Below are 16,593 nucleotides of genomic sequence, written 5' to 3'. Positions count from 1 at the left end.
AGGCCGTACGACTGCCCGTCAGGGCAGGGGGCTTGGGGGCACCTGGCAACAAGGGTCGCCCGGATTCCGCCGCCGAACGGCAGGCGGAGGACGGAAGGAGTACGTCTTCCATGGCGACGGATCGCAGCCCGCGCTCCCCAGGCAGCAACATCGACGAGCCGAGTCGGGCGGAGATCCAGGAGCGGGTCAGCTCGCTCTACGACCGGGCCGAGAGCGACACGGGCAGCTACAACATCACGCGCGCCCAGTCGAGCAGGACCCGCGGGAGGGTCACGTCCGTCGCCAACAGCGGGCGCGGGTCCACAGATCCGTCGCTCGAAGCGGTGGCCAAGCAGTGGTTCGACGTGGCCCGCGGCAGGGTCGGCCCGGTGACGCCCGCCGTACTGCCGGCCGACCGCCGTCCCGCCCCTCCGGCCCGGGCCGCGCGCCCTGCGAGCGCCCCGGAGCGGCCCGCCGACAGCTCCGTCGTGAGGGAGTTGGAAGCGGCACCCCGGCGCGTCCCGGAACTGACCGCGCGCGCCGTCGCCGCCCTCCCCGCGGCACCCGAGCCGCGCCAGGAGCCCAGGGCCCTGCTGCCCGCCGTCCCCGCCCAGGCCGGCTCCCCCGCCTCCGCTCCCACGGACCGGCAGGCCTCGCTCAAGAACACCAAGGAGCAGATCGGGCGGAAGCTCGCCACCGCCCGGGAGGTGCTGGCGCGAGCTCTCGCCCAGCCCGTGCCGGCCCTGCCCGCGCCCGCGCCGGCCACGTCTTCCCCGGCGACGTCCGTCCTGCCCACGATCGGGACGCAGCCGTCCGAGGCGCAGCCGGTGCAGCAGCCCTGGGACACCGCGGAACAGCAGGCGTTCCGCGCGGAGATCACCGCCGCGTGGGCGGGGCGGCCGCCCGGCGCCGCTCCCGGCACGGCGTCACCGACCGGCGCGGACGGGCTTCTCCCGACCGGTGAACTCGGCTTCGCCGCACCGGCGTCGGGCTTCATGACACCCGAAGCAGCCTTCCCCGTGCCCGCACCCACGCCGGACTACCTGGCCTCGGACATCGGCTTCACGACACCGCCGTTCGGCTATCCGGTGTCCGAACTCGACCTGCCCGCACCGGAGTCCGGCTTCGCGAGTTCCGGTGTTGCCGCCCCGGTCGCACCCGCGCCCGGCTACCCGACGTCCGAACTCGGCTTCACCACACCGCCGTCGGGCTACGCGACGTCGGAACTTCCGCTCGCCGTACCGGCGTCCGGCTACCCGGCGGCCGATCTCGCACCCTCCGCACCCATGCCGAGCTACCAGACCCCCGCGGCGGACGTACTGACCGCCGGTGCCGGTTATCCGGCCTCGGCCGGTCTCGCGGCCCCCGCCGCCCCGCTCCCCGAGGCCATCCCCCCGGCCGTCGCCCCCAGCGATGTCACGGTCAGCACCACCGGGACGGCATACCTGGGGAAGGCGGACAAGGCTCTCGCCTTCGCCCGCGGACAGATCGGCCGACCGTGCCTGTGGGGGGCGACGGGACCGGAGTCCTACGACTGCTCCAGCCTCACGCAGGCCGCGTGGCGGGCCGCCGGGGTGACGCTGCCGCGCTCCGCCATCGACCAGGCGAAGGCCTTCACCCGGATCAGCCTGGCCGAACTCCGCCCCGGCGACCTCGTCTTCTTCTTCGACGACCTCAGCCACACCGGCCTGTGCACGGGCAACGGCATGATGATCCACGCGCCGGGTCCGGGCAGGTTCATCCGCGAGGAGGCGATCCTGCCGTTCGGGGAGGGTGCCCTGCGCGGCGCCGTCCGACCCGCCTGAGGTCCGGCCGGCCCTGCCGGGCGAGAGGGGTGTGCGCCCGCCGGCGCCTGCCTGTCGGTGCGCGTCTGCCTGTCGGCTGTCCGTCGGCGCTGTCCGCCGGTGCGTGCGTGGCCGGTAATAGGGCATCGCGGGGAAGGCCGTCGCGGCGACACTGGCGTCCGGTGCGGCGAATGGGGGGCCCGATGGGGGACGCGCGGGAGAGTGTGCGCAAGGTCGAGCGCGAGCACGAGCCCGGCCGGCCGGGCTGTCCGGTGCGCCGCGGCGCGGACGGCACATGGGAGGTCCGTGGATACGCGGCCGCCCGTGAGGTGCTGCGCGCCACGGACACGGTGCAGGCCGGACTCGGTGTCGAGACCGTGGAGAAGCTGCCGGCGCGCGTCCGCCGTCCCGTGCTGTACCAGGACGGTCCCGGACACCGCGAACAGCGCCGGCAGACCGCCCGGTTCTTCACCCCACGGCGCGTGGACGAGCACTACCGCGAGCTGATGACGCGGGTCGCCGAGGAGCAGACGGCGGCGCTCCGGGCCGCCGGTACGGCGCAGCTGTCCGACCTGAGCTTCACCATGGCGATCGAGGTGGTGAGCGACATCATCGGGCTCACCCACAGCCGACCGGGACTGAAGTCCAGGCTGGAGCGCTTCTTCCCCGAGGAGTTCGGGCAGCCGGGGCTGACCAGCCTCCGGGGTCTCCACTGGCTGGTGCGCCAGAACACGAACTGGCTGCGCATCCATCTCGCCGACGTCCGCCCGGCGATCCGCGCGCACCGCAAGCAGGAGCGGGACGACCTGATCTCCCATCTGCTGGCCGAGGGCTGCTCGGGCGCGGAGATCCTCGGTGAGTGCCTGACGTACGCGGCGGCGGGCATGGTCACCACCCGTGAGTTCATCTGCGTCGCCGCCTGGCACCTGTTCGACGACCCGGAGCTGCTCGGCCGGTACCGCGCGGCCGAGGAGCCGGGGCGGCTGGATCTGCTCCGGGAGATCCTTCGGCTCGAGCCGGCCGTGGGGCGCCTGGCCCGCCGGGCCACCGCGCCGATGCGGGTCGGTGAGGCGTCGATCGGCGCCGGTGAGCTGCTCACCGTCTTCGTCGACGAGGCCAACGCGGACCCGGACGTCGTGGGCCGCGACCCGGACCTGCTGCGGCCCGGCCGACTGCGGGACCTGGGGCCGGGGCCCGCGGGGCTCGCCTTCGGCGACGGCGCCCACCGCTGTCCGGGCGCCGCAGTCGCCGTCCTGGAGGCGGACGTCCTGCTCAGCCGGCTCTTCGCGCTGGACGGTCTGCGGATGACCGGCCGGCCGCGGGTGTCGTTCAAGGACCAGATCGGCGGCTATGAGATCCGGGAACTCACGGTGACCGTGCCGAGGTCGGCGAAGTGAGCCGCTCCGCCCTCAGCGCATCGCTGAGTTCGGGCGCGCCTGAGCCCGCCTGGCGTTGTTGTAGGCGCGCAGGAGGTGTTTCGAGACGGCGCAGGGCGACATGTCGAAATGGCACTGACGGCAGGTGCGTACGTGCTCCTCATAGGCGGTACGGGACTCTTGCAGAGCGTCCTCAAGCGAGGGCATGGGGGTCCTCCGAACGAAGCGACGGTTACCCGGGGGCTTGGCTACTCACCAGTAGGGCCCGCGTCAAGAGGATTGGATCATGTTACTTACGGTAGTGGAAAATACGATTCCGGCCGTTTCCCGGAACGCGAGCTCCTGACCGGTGCACCATGGCGGCGCGGGACTCACACACCACCACGAAGGGAACCGGCTTGGTCGGCGAGGACGGCGGGCAGCGTGCGGCGCGGGTGTTCGACGCGCTGGGGCCCGTGTACGAGAAGGCGTTCGCGCACTCGGAGGCGCACCGCAGATCCCTGGAGTGGCTGCTGGGGCGGCTCGCCCCGGGCGGTCGGGTGCTGGACGTCGGCAGCGGGACGGGGCGGCCGACGGCCGAGACCCTCGCCCGGGCGGGCCACCACGTGCTCGGCGTCGACGTCTCCCCCGTCATGGTGGAGCTGGCCGCCCGACAGGTGCCCGAGGCGGAGTTCCGCTGCCTCGACGCACGTGAACTGCCTCTGGAAGAAAGCTCGTTGGACGCGGTCTGCGTGTACTTCTCGCTGCTTCAGCTGGACCGGGCGCAGCAGTCCGAGCTGATCGGGCGGCTGGCCCGGGCGCTCCGGCCGGGAGGCAGTCTCGCGCTCGCCACCGTGCCGCTGGACGTGGCGGGTGTCGACGCCGTGTTCATGGGGCAGCCCGTGCGGGTGACCAGCTTCGCCGGCGAGGCTCTCGTCGACGTGGTCACCGGGGCCGGCCTGACCGTGCTGGCCGAGGAGAACGTGCTGTTCACCCCCGACCATCCCGAGGCCGTGCCGGAACCCCACCTCTTCCTCCACTGCGGCAGGGAGTAGGCCCGCTCGGGCCTCCCGGCTGTCTCAGGCGTCCTTACGGGCGGTGAGCGCCAGGACCAGCGCCGCCGAGCCGGTGCCCAGCAGCGCTCCGGCCACGACGTCGCCCGGGTAGTGCACCCCGGTGTGGACCCGCGAGTAGCCCACCGCGCAGGCGAGCAGGCCCAACGGCACCGCGGAGACCGGCAGGGTCGGGCCGACCGCGGCCGCGAAGGCGACGGCCGAGGCGGTGTGCCCCGACGGGAAGGACGCCGACTGCGGCATCGGCACGTGCCGCCCCGGGAACGGCGAGTCCTCGGCGCGGTGCGGTCGCGGCCTGCGTACGAGCTTCTTGCCGAGCAGGTTGGCGGTGGCCGAGGCGACCCCGATCGCCGCGACCCCGAGCACGGCGGCACGGCGCGGGCGGCGGCCGCACAGGGCGAGCCCGGCGGCGACCCCGAAGGACAGCTTGGAGTGGTCGGCGGCCGCGGACAGCCGGCGCAGCGCGCTGTCCAGGGTGGGTGTTCTGGTCACGGTGACCGTCTCGTACAGGGCCTGGTCCATGGTCGCGAGGTCACGGACCAGATGCGAGCTCGGGAGCTTCGGCAGGCGGTCAGACATCGTAGGCCTCCTTGATCGTACGGGAGTCGGTATGGCCGAGCGCTAGGCGGACGATGCGCCGCCAGTCGACCGTGGGGGGCGCGTAGGCCGCGCCGGGGCGGTGCCGGGGCACCCGGACCCGCAGCACGGAGGGCCGTACCGTGCACACGACGGGGGTGGCCAGTTCGAGCGCCTCGCCGTCGACGGCCACCGCGATGCGCTCGCGGTCCGCCTCGACGACGACGCGCCGGGACGTCACCGAGGTGATGCTGCCCGCGCGCTCGCCGAGCAGCGCGAGTTCGGCGGCCTGGGCCGCGCCCTCCACCCGGACGCCGATCACCCCGAGCAGTCCGGCGTCCAGCCGGGGCCGGCGTCCGCCGCCGAGCGGGTCGGCGCGGGCGTAGGCGTTGTTGCTGACCAGCAGGGCCTGCGGCGCGTGCACATGGGTGTCGTCCGTCTGGACGTCCAGGGTCGGACCGGCCTCGCCCTGGAGCAGGTCGGGCAGATGGTCGAGTGCGGTGGCGGCCTTGGCGTCGCGGTAGTCGGGGCTCTGCACTATCTCCGCGTACGCCCCGAAGGAGACGGTGTTGACGAAGGGCCGCCCACCGACGTCGCCGAGGTCCACGCGGAGTTCGACGCCGTTGGTGAGGGCGTCGAGGCTGCGTGTGGGGTCGGTGCGGTCGAGGCCGAGGTCCATGGCGAAGTGGTTGCGGGTGCCGGCGGCGATCACCAGGAAGGGCACGTCGTGTTCGGCGGCGACGGCCGCGACCAGTGCCTGGGTGCCGTCACCGCCCGCGACACCGAGCAGGTCCGCGCCCTCGGCGACGGCCTGCCGGGCCTCCGCCTCCGGATCGGTGTAGGTGTCGTCGGCGCCGAGCACGACCACCCGGGCACCGAGCGCCTCGGCACGCTCGACGAGGCTGTGCTTGACGACCTTGCCGCCGCCCGAGCGCACGTTCATGATCAGGACCGGCCGGCGCGGCGGCGGGGTCCTCCGGCCGTGCATGCCCTTGGGACGGCGCACACTGCGCAGCGAGGCCCGCGCCGAGCCCAGGGCCCCCGCCCACAGCGCGAGCGCGCCCACCGCCACCGGCCACAGACCGGACAGGGCGTACAGCACCACGACGCCCACCGGCGCGGTGACGGCCACCAGCCCGCCGAGCAGCCGGGCGCCGCCCCGGTGCGCCAGCATCCACCACACGCCCGCCCCCGCCAGCGCGAGGAGGACGAACCCGATGAACAGGACCAGCCAGCCGCCGGATCCCGCGCCTGCCATCACCACCGCGACACAGGCGGCGACCAGCACCAGGGCGAGCCGCGCCCAGCCCCGCGCGCGGGCGACCGCGTCCCGCTGCGCCGGGCCGATGTGCGGCAGCGACCATTTCTTCCCACGTGTCTCGTTCATCGTGCGCCCGCCATGCTCCGAGGCCCCCTCTTGTTCGTCGACCGCGCCGACGATCTCGATCAATTGTCCATGGCGCAGCACCCGGATGTGACCGAGGTCCCGGTGCCGGTGTCTGTGCCCGTGGCCGTGCCCGTGCCCGCGTCGGTGACGAGACGGCAGAAGCAGGACGCCCGGACGGGTACGTCGGCCAGGGCGGTGGCGAACTTCAGCTGCTGGGCCACGATCCGCGCCTCGGCCTCCTTGCCCAGCCGGACCAGGCACTCGTGGTAGCCGTGCAGGGACCACACGTTGCCGGGGTGCTGGGACGGGCGGGGCAGTGTGTCGTCCAGTCCGAGGTCGGCGCGGTAGACCGCCTCGGCCTCCTCGATCCGCCCCTGCTCGAGCAGCAGGGCACCGTACGCGTGCCGGGTGGGCTGCATCCAGCCCCAGGGCTCGTCGTAGGGGAGGCGGTCGTCCAGTTCGACGGACCGCTCCAGGGCGGCGAAGGCGAGGTCGTGGTTGCCCTTGCGGTACTCCAGTTCGCCGTCGAGCATGGCGGACGCGATCGCGAGGATGTCCCGGCAGGTGTTGTTGAACAGCATCCGGGTCTCGGGCACCCGGTCGGCCGCCGAGCGGAACAGGAGGCGCTCGGCCTCGGCCTCGGGGACCCGGCCGGTGGCGGAGAACGCGACACCGCGGGCGTAGTGGCGCATCGCGGTGGTCACGCTGTGCAGGACCGGGTCGGCCGGGGGCGGCACGTCGAGGACGTCCTGCCAGCGGCCGAACCGGATCAGCACATGGAACCGCATGCCGCGGAACGCCTCGAGCCAGTCGGCCATGGGCGGGCTCTGCACGCGCAGCAGTTCCTCCGGGATGGAGGCCTCCAGACGTTCCGCGGTCTCCAGCGCGGTCCGGTACCGGCCGAGGAACATCGCGCCGTAGATCTTGAAGTGGTAGTTGTGCGAGCGGTACAGCGTGTAGAAGTTCATCGCGCCGGAGCGCGTGCGGTACTTCTCGTCGGCGGTGATCGCGGCGGTGTTGTCCGTGACGACACGCCGGTAGTCGCCGCACAGCACGTCGAGGTGCGAGGGCATGTGCTGGAGGTGACCGGCGTCGGGGACCAGACCGCGCAGCCGGTCGGCGACCTGGAGGGCGGCCTCGGGAGTGGGTGACATCTCCATGAGGTGGATGTAGAGGTGCAGGACTCCCGGATGTTCGGCCGCGGCCCCGTCGGCCAGCGCGCGGTCGAGCACCGCCTTCGCCTCCGGTGTGCGCGCGCCCTCGGCGGGCCGGCCCGTGCGCAGGTCCCACAGCTGCCAGGGGGTGAGGTTCATCAGGGCGTCGGCGTAGAGGGCGGCGACGTCGAGGTCGTCGGGGGCCAGTTCGTGGACGGCTCGCATGGCGTCGGCGTAGGGCTCGTTCCACACCGAGCAGTCCTCGGCGGGGCGGGTCTGCGGGTAGCGGGCGCGCAGCGCGCCGATCAGGGCCCGCTCGACGGGTGTGGCGGCCTCGGCCTTCCGGTGGGCGAGTTCGACGGCTTCGTGTGTACGGGCGACGGTCTGGGCGAGGTCCTGGTCGTCGAAGAACTCCCACGGCTTGTTGTAGTTGGGGCCGAGCGCGTAGGCGATGCCCCAGTGGGCCATGGCGCAGTCGGGGTCGGCACGGACCGCGGCCTCAAAACAGGCGACGGCTTCCTCGTGGTGAAAGGCGTACGACCAGACCAGTCCACGGTCGAACCACAGTTGGGCCTCGGCGGACGAGGTCGTCACGGACCGGCCGTGGGTGCCGAGGTCGTAGTAGTCCCCGGACGTCGTGTGCTCCATGCGTCTCCCGTCGTCGCGCGCTTCGAACGACGTATACCGTGCGGTCCGGCGCGGCGGCGATGGCTCGTGTGCGGGAGCACCCGTACGGGGGCGCGGGGACCGACGGGTAGCACCGAGGGCCCGTCGGCGGTCCGACGGGCCCTCGGTGGAGTGGCTGAATCCCAGTGCTGAGTCTCAGTGCTGCATCTCAGTGCCGGGTCTCAGTGCTTACGGCGTCTCAGTACTTACGGCGTGCGTTCCGGAACAGAACGCCGAAGCCGGCGATCACCAGCAGCCCTCCCGCGGCCGCGGGCCAGAGATTGGCGCCGGTCTCGGCGAGACCGCCCTGCACCGCCTGGGGTTCGGTTCCGCCCGGGACGGTGGTGTCGGCGCCCGTGCCGGCCGGGGTCTGCGACTGCTCGGGCGTGGCCGCGGGGGCGGCGGTCGCCGGGGAGCCGATCTCGCCGCCCGAGCCGGCGGCGGGCGCCGAGGTGTCCGCCTTGGCCGACGGCTTCGTGTAGACGCGGGGGTCGGCGGTCGCGGAGGCGCCACCGGCACCGTTGTCGCCCGCGTCGGGCTCGGTGTCGGCGGGTTCGGTGGTCGCGGGCTCCTCGGGAGCCTGCGACGGCTCCTGCGTGCCCTCGCCGGAACCGTTGCCGTTCCCGGCGTTTCCGCCGCCGTTCCCGGCGTTTCCGTCGTCGCCGGAACCGCCGTTGTCGGCGCCGCCACCGTTGTCGCCGCCGCCGTTGCCGCCACCGTTGTCGGCGCCACCGTTGCCGCCGCCGTTGTCGCCGCCGCCGTTGTCGCCACCGTTGCCGGCGCCGCAGGTGCGGCCGTCGTTGATGCAGTCGACCATCTCGCCCATCAGGTCCTCGTCGAAGACGTTGATGAAGTCACCGTGGTCGGTCACCGGCTTGTGCAGCTGCTCCGGGAAGGAGTCCACCGCGAACAACGGAGTCGTCTTTCCACCGTCCTGGAGGCTCGGCGCGTCGACGTCGTACACGATGCGCTGAACCAGCTGCGGAACGGCCTTGAAGCCGTTCGGGCAGGTGCCGTCGGCGGCGGCGAAGGCCACGTGGGTGCGGTGGTTGGCGCTGTCGATGTTGCTGCCGTCCCAGCAGCTCTGGAAACGGAAGGTGCGCACCACGTCGCTGCCGGACGGGCAGATCGGGTACTTGTCCTTCAGCTGCCGGTCCTCGAAGCCGGTGCAGCTCCAGGACGCGTTGGCGTTGGCCGTGCCGTTGACGAAGGCCTTGGCGTCGCCGGTGATGACCCGGAGCAGGCGGGGCATGGCGGTGACCTTCTCACGCGGGTTGCCGACGAAGGTCAGGGTGACCTCCTTGGGCGTGACGATCTCGCCGGCGTTGCCCTCGATGCCACCGCCGGGCTTCTGCGCGTCCTGCTCCTGGTTGCCGTTCTGAAGGCGCAGCACGGGCCAGTAGTAGGTGGACTTGTCGCCCTGGTCGACACAGCTCGTGTCGGCGTTCGCCAGGTCGTCGTCGGAGGCGAAGGCGTCGTTGGACTGATTGCCGACGTAGTCGTGGAAGTGGTGGGCGCCGTTGGTGACGCCCGGGGCGACGATCACGTTGTCGGAGTTGAACACGCCGTTCGCGTTCACTCCGCAGCTGGTGGCGAAGGTGCCGCGGGAGGGGCCGGAGCTGGGATCCGGGGTCTGCTGCGTCGGCTGGACGGCGTTGATGTCGGCGTAGTCCGCGGCGACGGGGCCGTTTCCGGCCTGACCGCCGTTGCCCTGCTGACCGTCGCCCTGCTGGTCTCCGCCGCCGTTCTGGTCGCCGTCGCCGTTCTGGTCGTCGCCCGCCTGGTCGCCGTTCTGGTTCTCGTCGCCGTTGCCGTCGGCGCCTTCGTCGGCCTGGTCGTCGTTGGCGCGCAGGGTGCAGGCGGCGAGGTCCTCCAGGCCCTCGGGGCGGTCACCGGCCCGGTCGATGGAGTCCGCGATGCGCTGGATCGTCGCGCCGCGCTTCTCCTTCAACGGGTTCATGACCGCGTTGTCGGCGAACTCCGCGTCCTGCCGCACCGATTCCGCCGACTCCTGGAGCCTGCGGTAGGCCTCGGCGATCTGCTCGTCCAGCAGGGCGAGTTCGCGGGCGACCTCGGGCGAGGCCTGCTCCGGGACGTCGGTCAGCTTGCTGCCGACGTCCGGGCAGTCGATGGTGACGGCGCTGTTGCCGCCCTGTCCCGAGCCGTCGGAACCGTCTTCGGTGGCCGATGCGTAGACGTTCACCCCCATCAGTCCACCGCCGCCGATGATGAGCGCCAGCGCCGCATAAGTCGCTCGTCGCCCGCCCGTCTGGCGTCTGCGCCTGTTCTGTACCAAGGAGTGCTCCTACACGTCGTCGTCGGCGGCCTTGGGCATGAGATCCCCCGGCCCTATACGCAGACGGACACAGGAGCGTTCAACCGCACCACGAATTCATAGCAAGATCTCAGGCGGACGCCGTGTCCTGCGCGTTCGTGGCGGCCTGCCGTCGGTGGCGGCCCCGCTCGTGCAACAGGCCGAGGACGACGGCGGCGGCCACCGCGATGAGGTGTTCACGGCCGGCGAGGTTGGGCTTGGCGATCGACTCGAGCACCATCGAGCCGCCCGTGAGGAGGAACACGACGGGCGCGTGGCGGACGACCGAGAGATAGGTGAACAGTCCGACGACCGCCGCGGACGGGCCGGTGTCGAGCACCTGTCCGACCTCGGGCGGCAGTCCGAGGCCCCACCATCCCGGCCCCATCGCCATCATGACCCGCACGGTGAGGGTGCCGGCCAGGGTGGCCGCGTAGGCGATCAGCAGGGTCCTGCGGCGGCCGAGGGCGAGTTCGGCCAGGGCGAAGGCGAGGAACAACTGGGTGATGCCGGCCCACACCGGCAGATCGAGGGCCGGGACGTACAGGGAGACCGGCGTGCGCAGCAGGGCGAGCCACAGCGGCAGGTCGCCCTGGACCCCACCCAGGATCCGCACCGCCGTCCCGCCCGTGGGGTGCTGGGCGATGGCGTGGAAGAAGATCACGCCCGCGCAGGCGACGAACGCCAGCAGCAGGGCGGCGGGTCCGCGACGGCGCAACTGCCGCAGGGGGTCGACGACGATGCCGTACCACTCGCCCCGCAGCGTCCGGCCCACGAAGCCCGCGATACGGGCGAGCGCACCACCGAGCGGCCCGCCTCCCGGACGGCCGGCGCGCGGCCCACCCTCGGAACGGCCGGCGCGCGGCTCGTCCCCGACACGGCTTTCGCGAGGCCGCTCCACGTCCGGACGCAGGATGCTCAAGGTCTCCCCCAAACACTCGTCGCATGATGTCTCATACGATTCACGCCCTGAAGGACGCAAGGGAGGCCCGCGAGGATCACTCCCGCAGAAGCCGTCCACCTCACATTTCAACCGGGCTTCGGTCGGGGGTGCGGCCGGGAAGATCCGGGGGAGGTCCGAGTAAGGCACGTGGGGCGGCGGGCGCCGGTGCGCTCGATGACACCCGGTCACTTCTCCGTGACTCAAGTGGGTTAATGTCACTGCTGTGGAACGCACTGACCAGCGGAACATGACCCCGGCCGGGTTACGTCGCACAGCGGGCCCGACCGGCCCCGGCGGCCCCGGCCCCCGCCCGCCCCGGACGACCGCCACGTGAACCGATCGTCGCCCGTCGAGGCCCGCCCCACCGCCGAACCCACCACCGAACCCGCACCGACCCTGCTCGCCGACGGTCTGCTCACCGAACGGCTCGCCCTGGCCGCACCGGAGAACACCAGGGTCGTGGTCGCCGACTACGAGATCCCACCGGGCCACTCGCTGCCCTGGCACTACCACGAGGGCCGGGTCGTCGCCGTGGTGACGGCGGGCGTCCTGACCCGGACCCTGGCGGACGGATCCGAGTGCGTGACGCCCACCGGCGGATGCATCGTCGAACCGGTGGGTCCGCAGGGCGTGCACATGGCGGAGAACCGGGAGCCGGAACCGCTGCGCATCTGCGCCCTCTTCTTCCTTCCGCAGGACAGCCCGCTGTCTACGCGCGCAGACCCGCCCGACCGGGTCGTCTACCACTGACGCGGGGCGGACTCGTCCGGGTCGAGCTGCGGCCGGGGGCCCGTCTCCTGGACCGGGAACGACTGCTCGGCGCCCGGCAGGGTGGGCCTGGGCAGGGTGGCGACCTCCTCCTTCGCCTTCAGCAGTTGCTCCGCCGTGTCGTCGGGCAGCGCCGGCGCGAGCGGGCTCGTGGACGCGAAGCGGAAGGCGGAGGTGAGGTCCCCGAAGGCGCTGCGCCGCCAATCGCTGATGTTGGGCTCCATGACCCCCGTGAGTCTCTCCAGGAACCGCAGGGTCGAGGTGTGGTCGAAGGGCTCCGAGGCCACCCAGCCGCCCACGGTCCAGGGCGAGACGACGATGGCGGGGACCCGGAATCCACCCCCGATCGGCAGCCCGCCGACGAACTCGCCGGACGTGCCCACGGGCGGGGTCGGCGGGGGCACATGGTCGAACAGGCCGTCGTTCTCGTCGTAGTTGAGGATGAACGCGGTCTTGCGCCAGACCTCGGGGTTGTCCGCGATGGCCTCGAGCTTCGAGGCGACGAAGGCGGCGCCGGCCGCGGGCAGGTGGTCGGGGTGCTCCGACTGGTACCCGGGCGGCACCAGCCAGGACACGGTCGGCAGCCGGTCGGCCCGGGCGTCGTCCTCGAAGGTGCCCTCCGGCTGCGGTCGGACGCCCCGCTCGTACAGCTCGGAGCCCGGTCGCGCGTTCCTGAACGTGTCGAACTGCTCCAGCAGGTTGCAGCCGTAGTCGTCCTCCTGCTGGTACACCTTCCAGTCGACCCCGGCCGCCTGGAGCCGTTCCGCGTAGGTCGTCCAGGTGAACGGCGTCGGGGCGGAGTTGCGGACGACCGGCCCGCCCCTGGCGCCGTCGGGGTCGATGGTGCCGGTCATCCACATCAGGCGGTTCGGCCAGGTCGGGCCGAGGACCGAGCAGAAGTAGTGGTCGCAGACGGTGAAGGTCTCGGCGAGGGCGAACTGGAACGGGATGTCCTCGCGGGTGTGGTAGCCCATGACGTACGGGGCGTTGGCGCCGTCGGCCGTGCGGTGGGCCGACATCCAGCGGTCCATCCGGCCGCCGTTCCACGCCTCGTGCTGCACCGACCAGGCGTGGCTGGTGGACGGGATGGCCTGGGCGCTGGAGATGCGGGTGTCGAGGTGGAAGGGCAGCAGGTAGCCCGCGGGGTTCTCGGCGTCGGGCTGGTAGAAGACGGAGCGTCCGGTGTCGAGGGTGAGCGCATCGGGGTCGGCGAAGCCGCGCACGCCGGACAGGGTGCCGAAGTAGTGGTCGAAGGAGCGGTTCTCCTGCATCAGCAGGACGACGTGTTCGACGTCGGCGAGTGAGCCACGGCGGGCGGGTCCGGCCGCGACGGCCTTCTGCACGCTCGGCGGGAGGAGGGAGAGCGCAGCGGCGGCGCCCAGTACGCCCGCGGTCGAGCCCAGGAGTCTGCGACGGGTCAACTCGGCCATGTGTGGTGTGCCCCTTGCTGAGCGGAGGAAGCGGAGAAGCCGCAGAAGCGGAGGAAACCGGGGAAGCGGAGGATGCAGGGAACGCGGGGACCAGAGAAAGGCGGCGGTCCGTGCCCCCAGCGCGAGACGGGCGCCCGCTCGCTCTCCGCCTCCGCCAGGGCCGGACCCCGGACATCGCGGCTGCGGCGCGCCGGACGGACTGCCCGTCAGACCGTGTGCCGCGCAGGGTCGTTCAGGTCCACAGCTCACCGCTGTCACGTACGCGCGCCCCCATGTTGCGCTCCATCATCACCAGCGCCGCGTCCGCGAGATCGGCGTGGATGTGGGCGACGGCGTCCCGGGGGACGGTCACGTCGAAGTGGCGGATGTGGGCGTCGAGGGCCGAGTACAGGACGCACTGCTCGGCGACCTGTCCGCACAGGACGAGGTGGTCGATGCCCTCCTGCTGGAGCAGGTAGGACAGCGGGGTCTCGAAGAAGATCGAGTGCCGCGCCTTGACGACGAAGAGCGACTCCGCGTCGGGCACCAGCGGCTCGACGAGTCCGGCGTGCGGGCCGGAGAGCGCCTCGTCGAGGAGTTCACCGTGGTGGGAGCGCCACTGGCCGAAGTTGTCGTTGACGTAGACGACGGGTTCGCCGGCGCGGCGGGCCCGGTCGAGGAGACCGGCGGCCACCGGGACCACCTTGCGGGCCGACGGCAGGAGCAGGTCGGCGTCCGGGTGGTCGTAGGTGTTGATCATGTCGATGACGATCAGCGCGGTCTTGCTCATGCCTCTATGGATTCCCAGCAGAGCGTGAATATGACGGCACGTCACTCGTCCGCGCGACGTCCGCGCGAGAGAGCGGCCGGGGCCCCTTTCCGGGGCCCCGGCCGCTCTGCCGTCTCGGGTCGGCGCCGTTCAGCCCTGCCGGACCGGCGCCGACCTCATCGCGCCTCCCGGAAGGAGACGTGCCGTCCGACGACGGAGTCGTACTTGCGCAGGACCAGCCGGTCGGCGTCGTTGCGACGGTTCTTGCGCGTCACGTAGGTGACACCGGTACCGGCCGTGGACCTGAGGGTGATGACGGGGCGCGCCGTACTACGGGCCATGGGGAGCTCCTCTCACACTGACTCGCACCTGCTGATCGGTGCATGTCAGTCACGCGCTACAACAGGGGGTGGGGCCGGGACATTCCCCGGTCGCAACCGCCCCGCGGCGAATCTCGGTGGCCGGGGCCATGACCCCCTCGGTTACAGTGCTCCGCCGGTATCGCGCCGGCGCCGAGAGGAGACACAGCGGTGCGCTTTGGGGCGGGGACCATGGGGAACGTGGGGCAGGGGCTGACGCTGGCGGCCCTGCTGACGGGGCTGATGGCGGGATGCGCGGCCGAGGAGGCCGCACCGGGCGGCGCGTCGGGGGCGTCGGGGGCGTCGGCGAAGACGACCGCGAAGGTCGCGCAGCGCGGCGGGTCCATCGGGGCCTCCGGGTCCGCCTGCGAACTTCCCGTCACCTTCGACATCGCCGAGTTCTGGAAGGCCGAGGCCGTCGACGCCGAGGAGACGACCGGCTCCACCGGTGACCTGGCCGACCTCGCCGACGCCTTCCTGCGCCAGGGCCCGGTCACCATGGCCTGCGAGGTCGACGCCAAGCCCGCGGGGAAGATCGGCTTCCTGCGGGTGTGGACGGGTGAGCCGGGCGACACCGACGCGCGTGCCGTGCTGGAGGACTTCGTGGCCGCCGAGCAGGGGGCGAGCGGGGCGCGGTACAGCACGGTGAAGGCGGGCGACATCACCGGCACCGAGGTCGAGTACGTCACGACGAGCGAACTCCTCGAGGAGACGAAGAAGGAGCACGCGCTCGCCGTGACCACGCCCGAGGGCCCCGTCGTCCTGCATCTGGGCGGCATGGACACCGCGGAACACGAAGCGATGCTCCCGGCGTACGAACTGGCCAAGAGCACCCTCCACACCACCGCCGGCTGACCGCCCCGCGCCCGACCCGGACCACACCCCGAGGCGGGCGCGGCCGCCATGCCCGCGCGCCCCGGTGAGCGGCGGGCAGAGGCAGAGCCCATCACGCCCCGTCGACCAGGCCGGGCCCGGCCGAACCGCAGCCGAGGCGGGCGCGGACGCCATGCCCGCGCGCCCCGGTGAGAGGCGTGCCGAGGCAGAGCCCATCACGCCCCGTCGACCAGGCCGGGCCCGGCCGAACCGCAGCCGGGGCGCGCGGACGCCATGCCCGCGCGCCCCGGTGAGCGGCCCGCCGGCGGAGAGGCCGTGGAAGCCGGTCGGCCGGAGCCGGGGGTCAGGGGGCGAGCAGCGCCCGCATGCGCTCGGCGGCGCGGACCGCGGAGTCGCCGCAGCAGGTGTTGAACAGCACGTGCACCCGCTCCGCCCGCCGGGCCAGCGCGTGCACCCTCGGCACCCACTCGCGGAGCTCGCCGTCGGTGTACTCGTGCCGGAAGCGGTCCTCCTTGCTGCCGCTGCCCCAGGCCGGGCTGCGGCCGTGCAGGCGGACGACCGCCAGCCGCCCGCAGGTGACGGGCGTGACGGGAGGCACGGCGGACGGCAGGGACTGCTCCATGTCGACGGCGACGGTGGCGAAGCCGTACGAGCGCAGCAGACCGGCCGTCGTGTGCTCCCGCTCGCCCCGCCACCAGTCCGGGTGCCGGAACTCGACGCAGACCGGCCACCCGGCGGTGCGCTCGGCGCACTGGGCGAGGAACGCCTGGGCCCGTGCGCCGGGACGGAACCACGGAGGGAACTGGAAGAGGACGGCGCCCAGCCGCCCCGCGTCACGCAACGGCCGGATCCCGTCCGTGAACCTCCGCCACACCTCGTCCAGGGCCTTCGGGCCACGGACGTCGGCGGGCAGACCCGGCGGCAGCACGGCCGACCGGGTGGGATGCCCGGTCAGCAGGGAGAAGGCCTTCACGTCGAACACGAAGCCGTCGGGGGTGCGCTCCGCCCACAGCCGGCCGTTGCGCTCGCCGGGCAGCGCGTAGTAGGTCGCGTCGACCTCGACGACCGGGAAGCGTTCGGCGTAGTGGCGCAACCGTCCCTCCGCGTCGCGCCGCCCGGCCGGATACCAGCCGCTGGAGACCAGTGCCCGGTCCGTCCAGGAGCAGGCGCCCACCAGAATCTCGCTCATGGCGTGCCGGTTACCCCGCCCGGAACCGTTCTCC

Annotated in this window: 14 protein-coding genes; 5 read left to right on the top strand and 9 right to left on the bottom strand. The window is 72.7% G+C overall.

From position 1 onward, the window contains the following. Positions 1 to 110 precede the first annotated feature (110 nt). The 3 genes from OG736_RS47360 (at position 111) to OG736_RS39835 (ending at position 4,173) form a co-directional block, all read left to right on the top strand. Positions 111 to 1,784 carry a C40 family peptidase gene (locus tag OG736_RS47360; protein ID WP_442817129.1) on the top strand — a complete coding sequence of 558 codons (1,674 nt, stop codon included), beginning with the start codon at positions 111 to 113 and terminating at the stop codon, positions 1,782 to 1,784. Between the two features lie 182 nt (positions 1,785 to 1,966). Next, entirely contained in the window at positions 1,967 to 3,160 is a 1,194-nt protein-coding gene (locus tag OG736_RS39840; RefSeq protein ID WP_327186773.1) for a cytochrome P450, read from the top strand. A 335-nt stretch (positions 3,161 to 3,495) separates the two neighbouring features. Further along, positions 3,496 to 4,173: a class I SAM-dependent methyltransferase gene (locus OG736_RS39835; protein ID WP_442817128.1), complete on the top strand. Its 678-nt coding sequence runs from the start codon at positions 3,496 to 3,498 to the stop codon at positions 4,171 to 4,173. 24 nt (positions 4,174 to 4,197) lie between these two features. Here OG736_RS39835 and OG736_RS39830 read toward each other — a convergent pair whose 3' ends face one another. From OG736_RS39830 to OG736_RS39810, 5 genes are all read right to left on the bottom strand, one after another. Next, positions 4,198 to 4,770 (bottom strand): phosphatase PAP2 family protein, encoded by a 573-nt coding sequence (locus OG736_RS39830; protein WP_327186771.1) that lies wholly within the window; start codon positions 4,768 to 4,770, stop codon positions 4,198 to 4,200. Continuing rightward, on the bottom strand, positions 4,763 to 6,154 hold the full coding sequence (locus OG736_RS39825; protein ID WP_327186770.1) for a diacylglycerol/lipid kinase family protein: 1,392 nt from the start codon (positions 6,152 to 6,154) through the stop codon (positions 4,763 to 4,765). Before OG736_RS39825 ends, OG736_RS39830 begins: the two co-directional genes overlap by 8 nt. A gap of 59 nt (positions 6,155 to 6,213) precedes the next feature. After that, entirely contained in the window at positions 6,214 to 7,956 is a 1,743-nt protein-coding gene (locus OG736_RS39820; RefSeq protein ID WP_327186769.1) for a tetratricopeptide repeat protein, read from the bottom strand. 217 nt (positions 7,957 to 8,173) lie between these two features. Next, positions 8,174 to 10,183: a DUF1996 domain-containing protein gene (locus OG736_RS39815; protein WP_327187838.1), complete on the bottom strand. Its 2,010-nt coding sequence runs from the start codon at positions 10,181 to 10,183 to the stop codon at positions 8,174 to 8,176. Positions 10,184 to 10,379: 196 nt separating this feature from the next. Further along, entirely contained in the window at positions 10,380 to 11,210 is an 831-nt protein-coding gene (locus OG736_RS39810) for a hypothetical protein (RefSeq protein ID WP_442817127.1), read from the bottom strand. A gap of 351 nt (positions 11,211 to 11,561) precedes the next feature. Here OG736_RS39810 and OG736_RS39805 point away from each other — a divergent pair, with 351 nt between their 5' ends. Then, complete coding sequence (locus OG736_RS39805; RefSeq protein WP_327186768.1) at positions 11,562 to 11,981, top strand: cupin domain-containing protein; 420 nt, start codon at positions 11,562 to 11,564, stop codon at positions 11,979 to 11,981. Here the strand turns inward: OG736_RS39805 and OG736_RS39800 are convergent. The 3 genes from OG736_RS39800 to rpmG form a co-directional block, all read right to left on the bottom strand. Continuing rightward, on the bottom strand, positions 11,972 to 13,429 hold the full coding sequence (locus OG736_RS39800; protein ID WP_327186767.1) for an alkaline phosphatase family protein: 1,458 nt from the start codon (positions 13,427 to 13,429) through the stop codon (positions 11,972 to 11,974). The two genes, OG736_RS39805 and OG736_RS39800, sit on opposite strands and share 10 nt — an antisense overlap. 232 nt (positions 13,430 to 13,661) lie before the next feature. Further along, positions 13,662 to 14,198 (bottom strand): cysteine hydrolase family protein, encoded by a 537-nt coding sequence (locus tag OG736_RS39795; RefSeq protein WP_327186766.1) that lies wholly within the window; start codon positions 14,196 to 14,198, stop codon positions 13,662 to 13,664. 155 nt (positions 14,199 to 14,353) lie between these two features. Beyond that, positions 14,354 to 14,518 (bottom strand): 50S ribosomal protein L33, encoded by a 165-nt coding sequence (rpmG, locus tag OG736_RS39790; protein WP_327186765.1) that lies wholly within the window; start codon positions 14,516 to 14,518, stop codon positions 14,354 to 14,356. A gap of 210 nt (positions 14,519 to 14,728) precedes the next feature. Here rpmG and OG736_RS39785 point away from each other — a divergent pair, with 210 nt between their 5' ends. Then, positions 14,729 to 15,391, top strand: a complete 663-nt coding sequence (locus OG736_RS39785) for a lipoprotein (protein ID WP_327186764.1) — start codon at positions 14,729 to 14,731, stop codon at positions 15,389 to 15,391. A gap of 322 nt (positions 15,392 to 15,713) precedes the next feature. On the opposite strand, the gene OG736_RS39780 is transcribed toward OG736_RS39785, so the two are convergent. Next, on the bottom strand, positions 15,714 to 16,559 hold the full coding sequence (locus OG736_RS39780; protein ID WP_327186763.1) for a DUF72 domain-containing protein: 846 nt from the start codon (positions 16,557 to 16,559) through the stop codon (positions 15,714 to 15,716). Positions 16,560 to 16,593 lie beyond the last annotated feature (34 nt).

This window comes from Streptomyces sp. NBC_01334 (assembly GCF_035983595.1).
GTDB lineage: Bacteria > Actinomycetota > Actinomycetes > Streptomycetales > Streptomycetaceae > Streptomyces > Streptomyces coriariae.
This window is presented reverse-complemented; position numbering and strand designations above follow the sequence as displayed.

What these genes read in the sequence shown, in the direction of transcription:
- OG736_RS47360 (WP_442817129.1), top strand. Translation starts at nt 111, where the DNA reads ATGGCGACGGATCGCAGCCCGCGCTCCCCAGGCAGCAACATCGACGAG.
- OG736_RS39840 (WP_327186773.1), top strand. Translation starts at nt 1,967, where the DNA reads ATGGGGGACGCGCGGGAGAGTGTGCGCAAGGTCGAGCGCGAGCACGAG.
- OG736_RS39835 (WP_442817128.1), top strand. Translation starts at nt 3,496, where the DNA reads ATGGCGGCGCGGGACTCACACACCACCACGAAGGGAACCGGCTTGGTC.
- OG736_RS39830 (WP_327186771.1), bottom strand. Translation starts at nt 4,770, where the DNA reads ATGTCTGACCGCCTGCCGAAGCTCCCGAGCTCGCATCTGGTCCGTGAC.
- OG736_RS39825 (WP_327186770.1), bottom strand. Translation starts at nt 6,154, where the DNA reads ATGAACGAGACACGTGGGAAGAAATGGTCGCTGCCGCACATCGGCCCG.
- OG736_RS39820 (WP_327186769.1), bottom strand. Translation starts at nt 7,956, where the DNA reads ATGGAGCACACGACGTCCGGGGACTACTACGACCTCGGCACCCACGGC.
- OG736_RS39815 (WP_327187838.1), bottom strand. Translation starts at nt 10,183, where the DNA reads ATGGGGGTGAACGTCTACGCATCGGCCACCGAAGACGGTTCCGACGGC.
- OG736_RS39800 (WP_327186767.1), bottom strand. Translation starts at nt 13,429, where the DNA reads ATGGCCGAGTTGACCCGTCGCAGACTCCTGGGCTCGACCGCGGGCGTA.
- OG736_RS39795 (WP_327186766.1), bottom strand. Translation starts at nt 14,198, where the DNA reads ATGAGCAAGACCGCGCTGATCGTCATCGACATGATCAACACCTACGAC.
- rpmG (WP_327186765.1), bottom strand. Translation starts at nt 14,518, where the DNA reads ATGGCCCGTAGTACGGCGCGCCCCGTCATCACCCTCAGGTCCACGGCC.
- OG736_RS39785 (WP_327186764.1), top strand. Translation starts at nt 14,729, where the DNA reads ATGGGGAACGTGGGGCAGGGGCTGACGCTGGCGGCCCTGCTGACGGGG.
- OG736_RS39780 (WP_327186763.1), bottom strand. Translation starts at nt 16,559, where the DNA reads ATGAGCGAGATTCTGGTGGGCGCCTGCTCCTGGACGGACCGGGCACTG.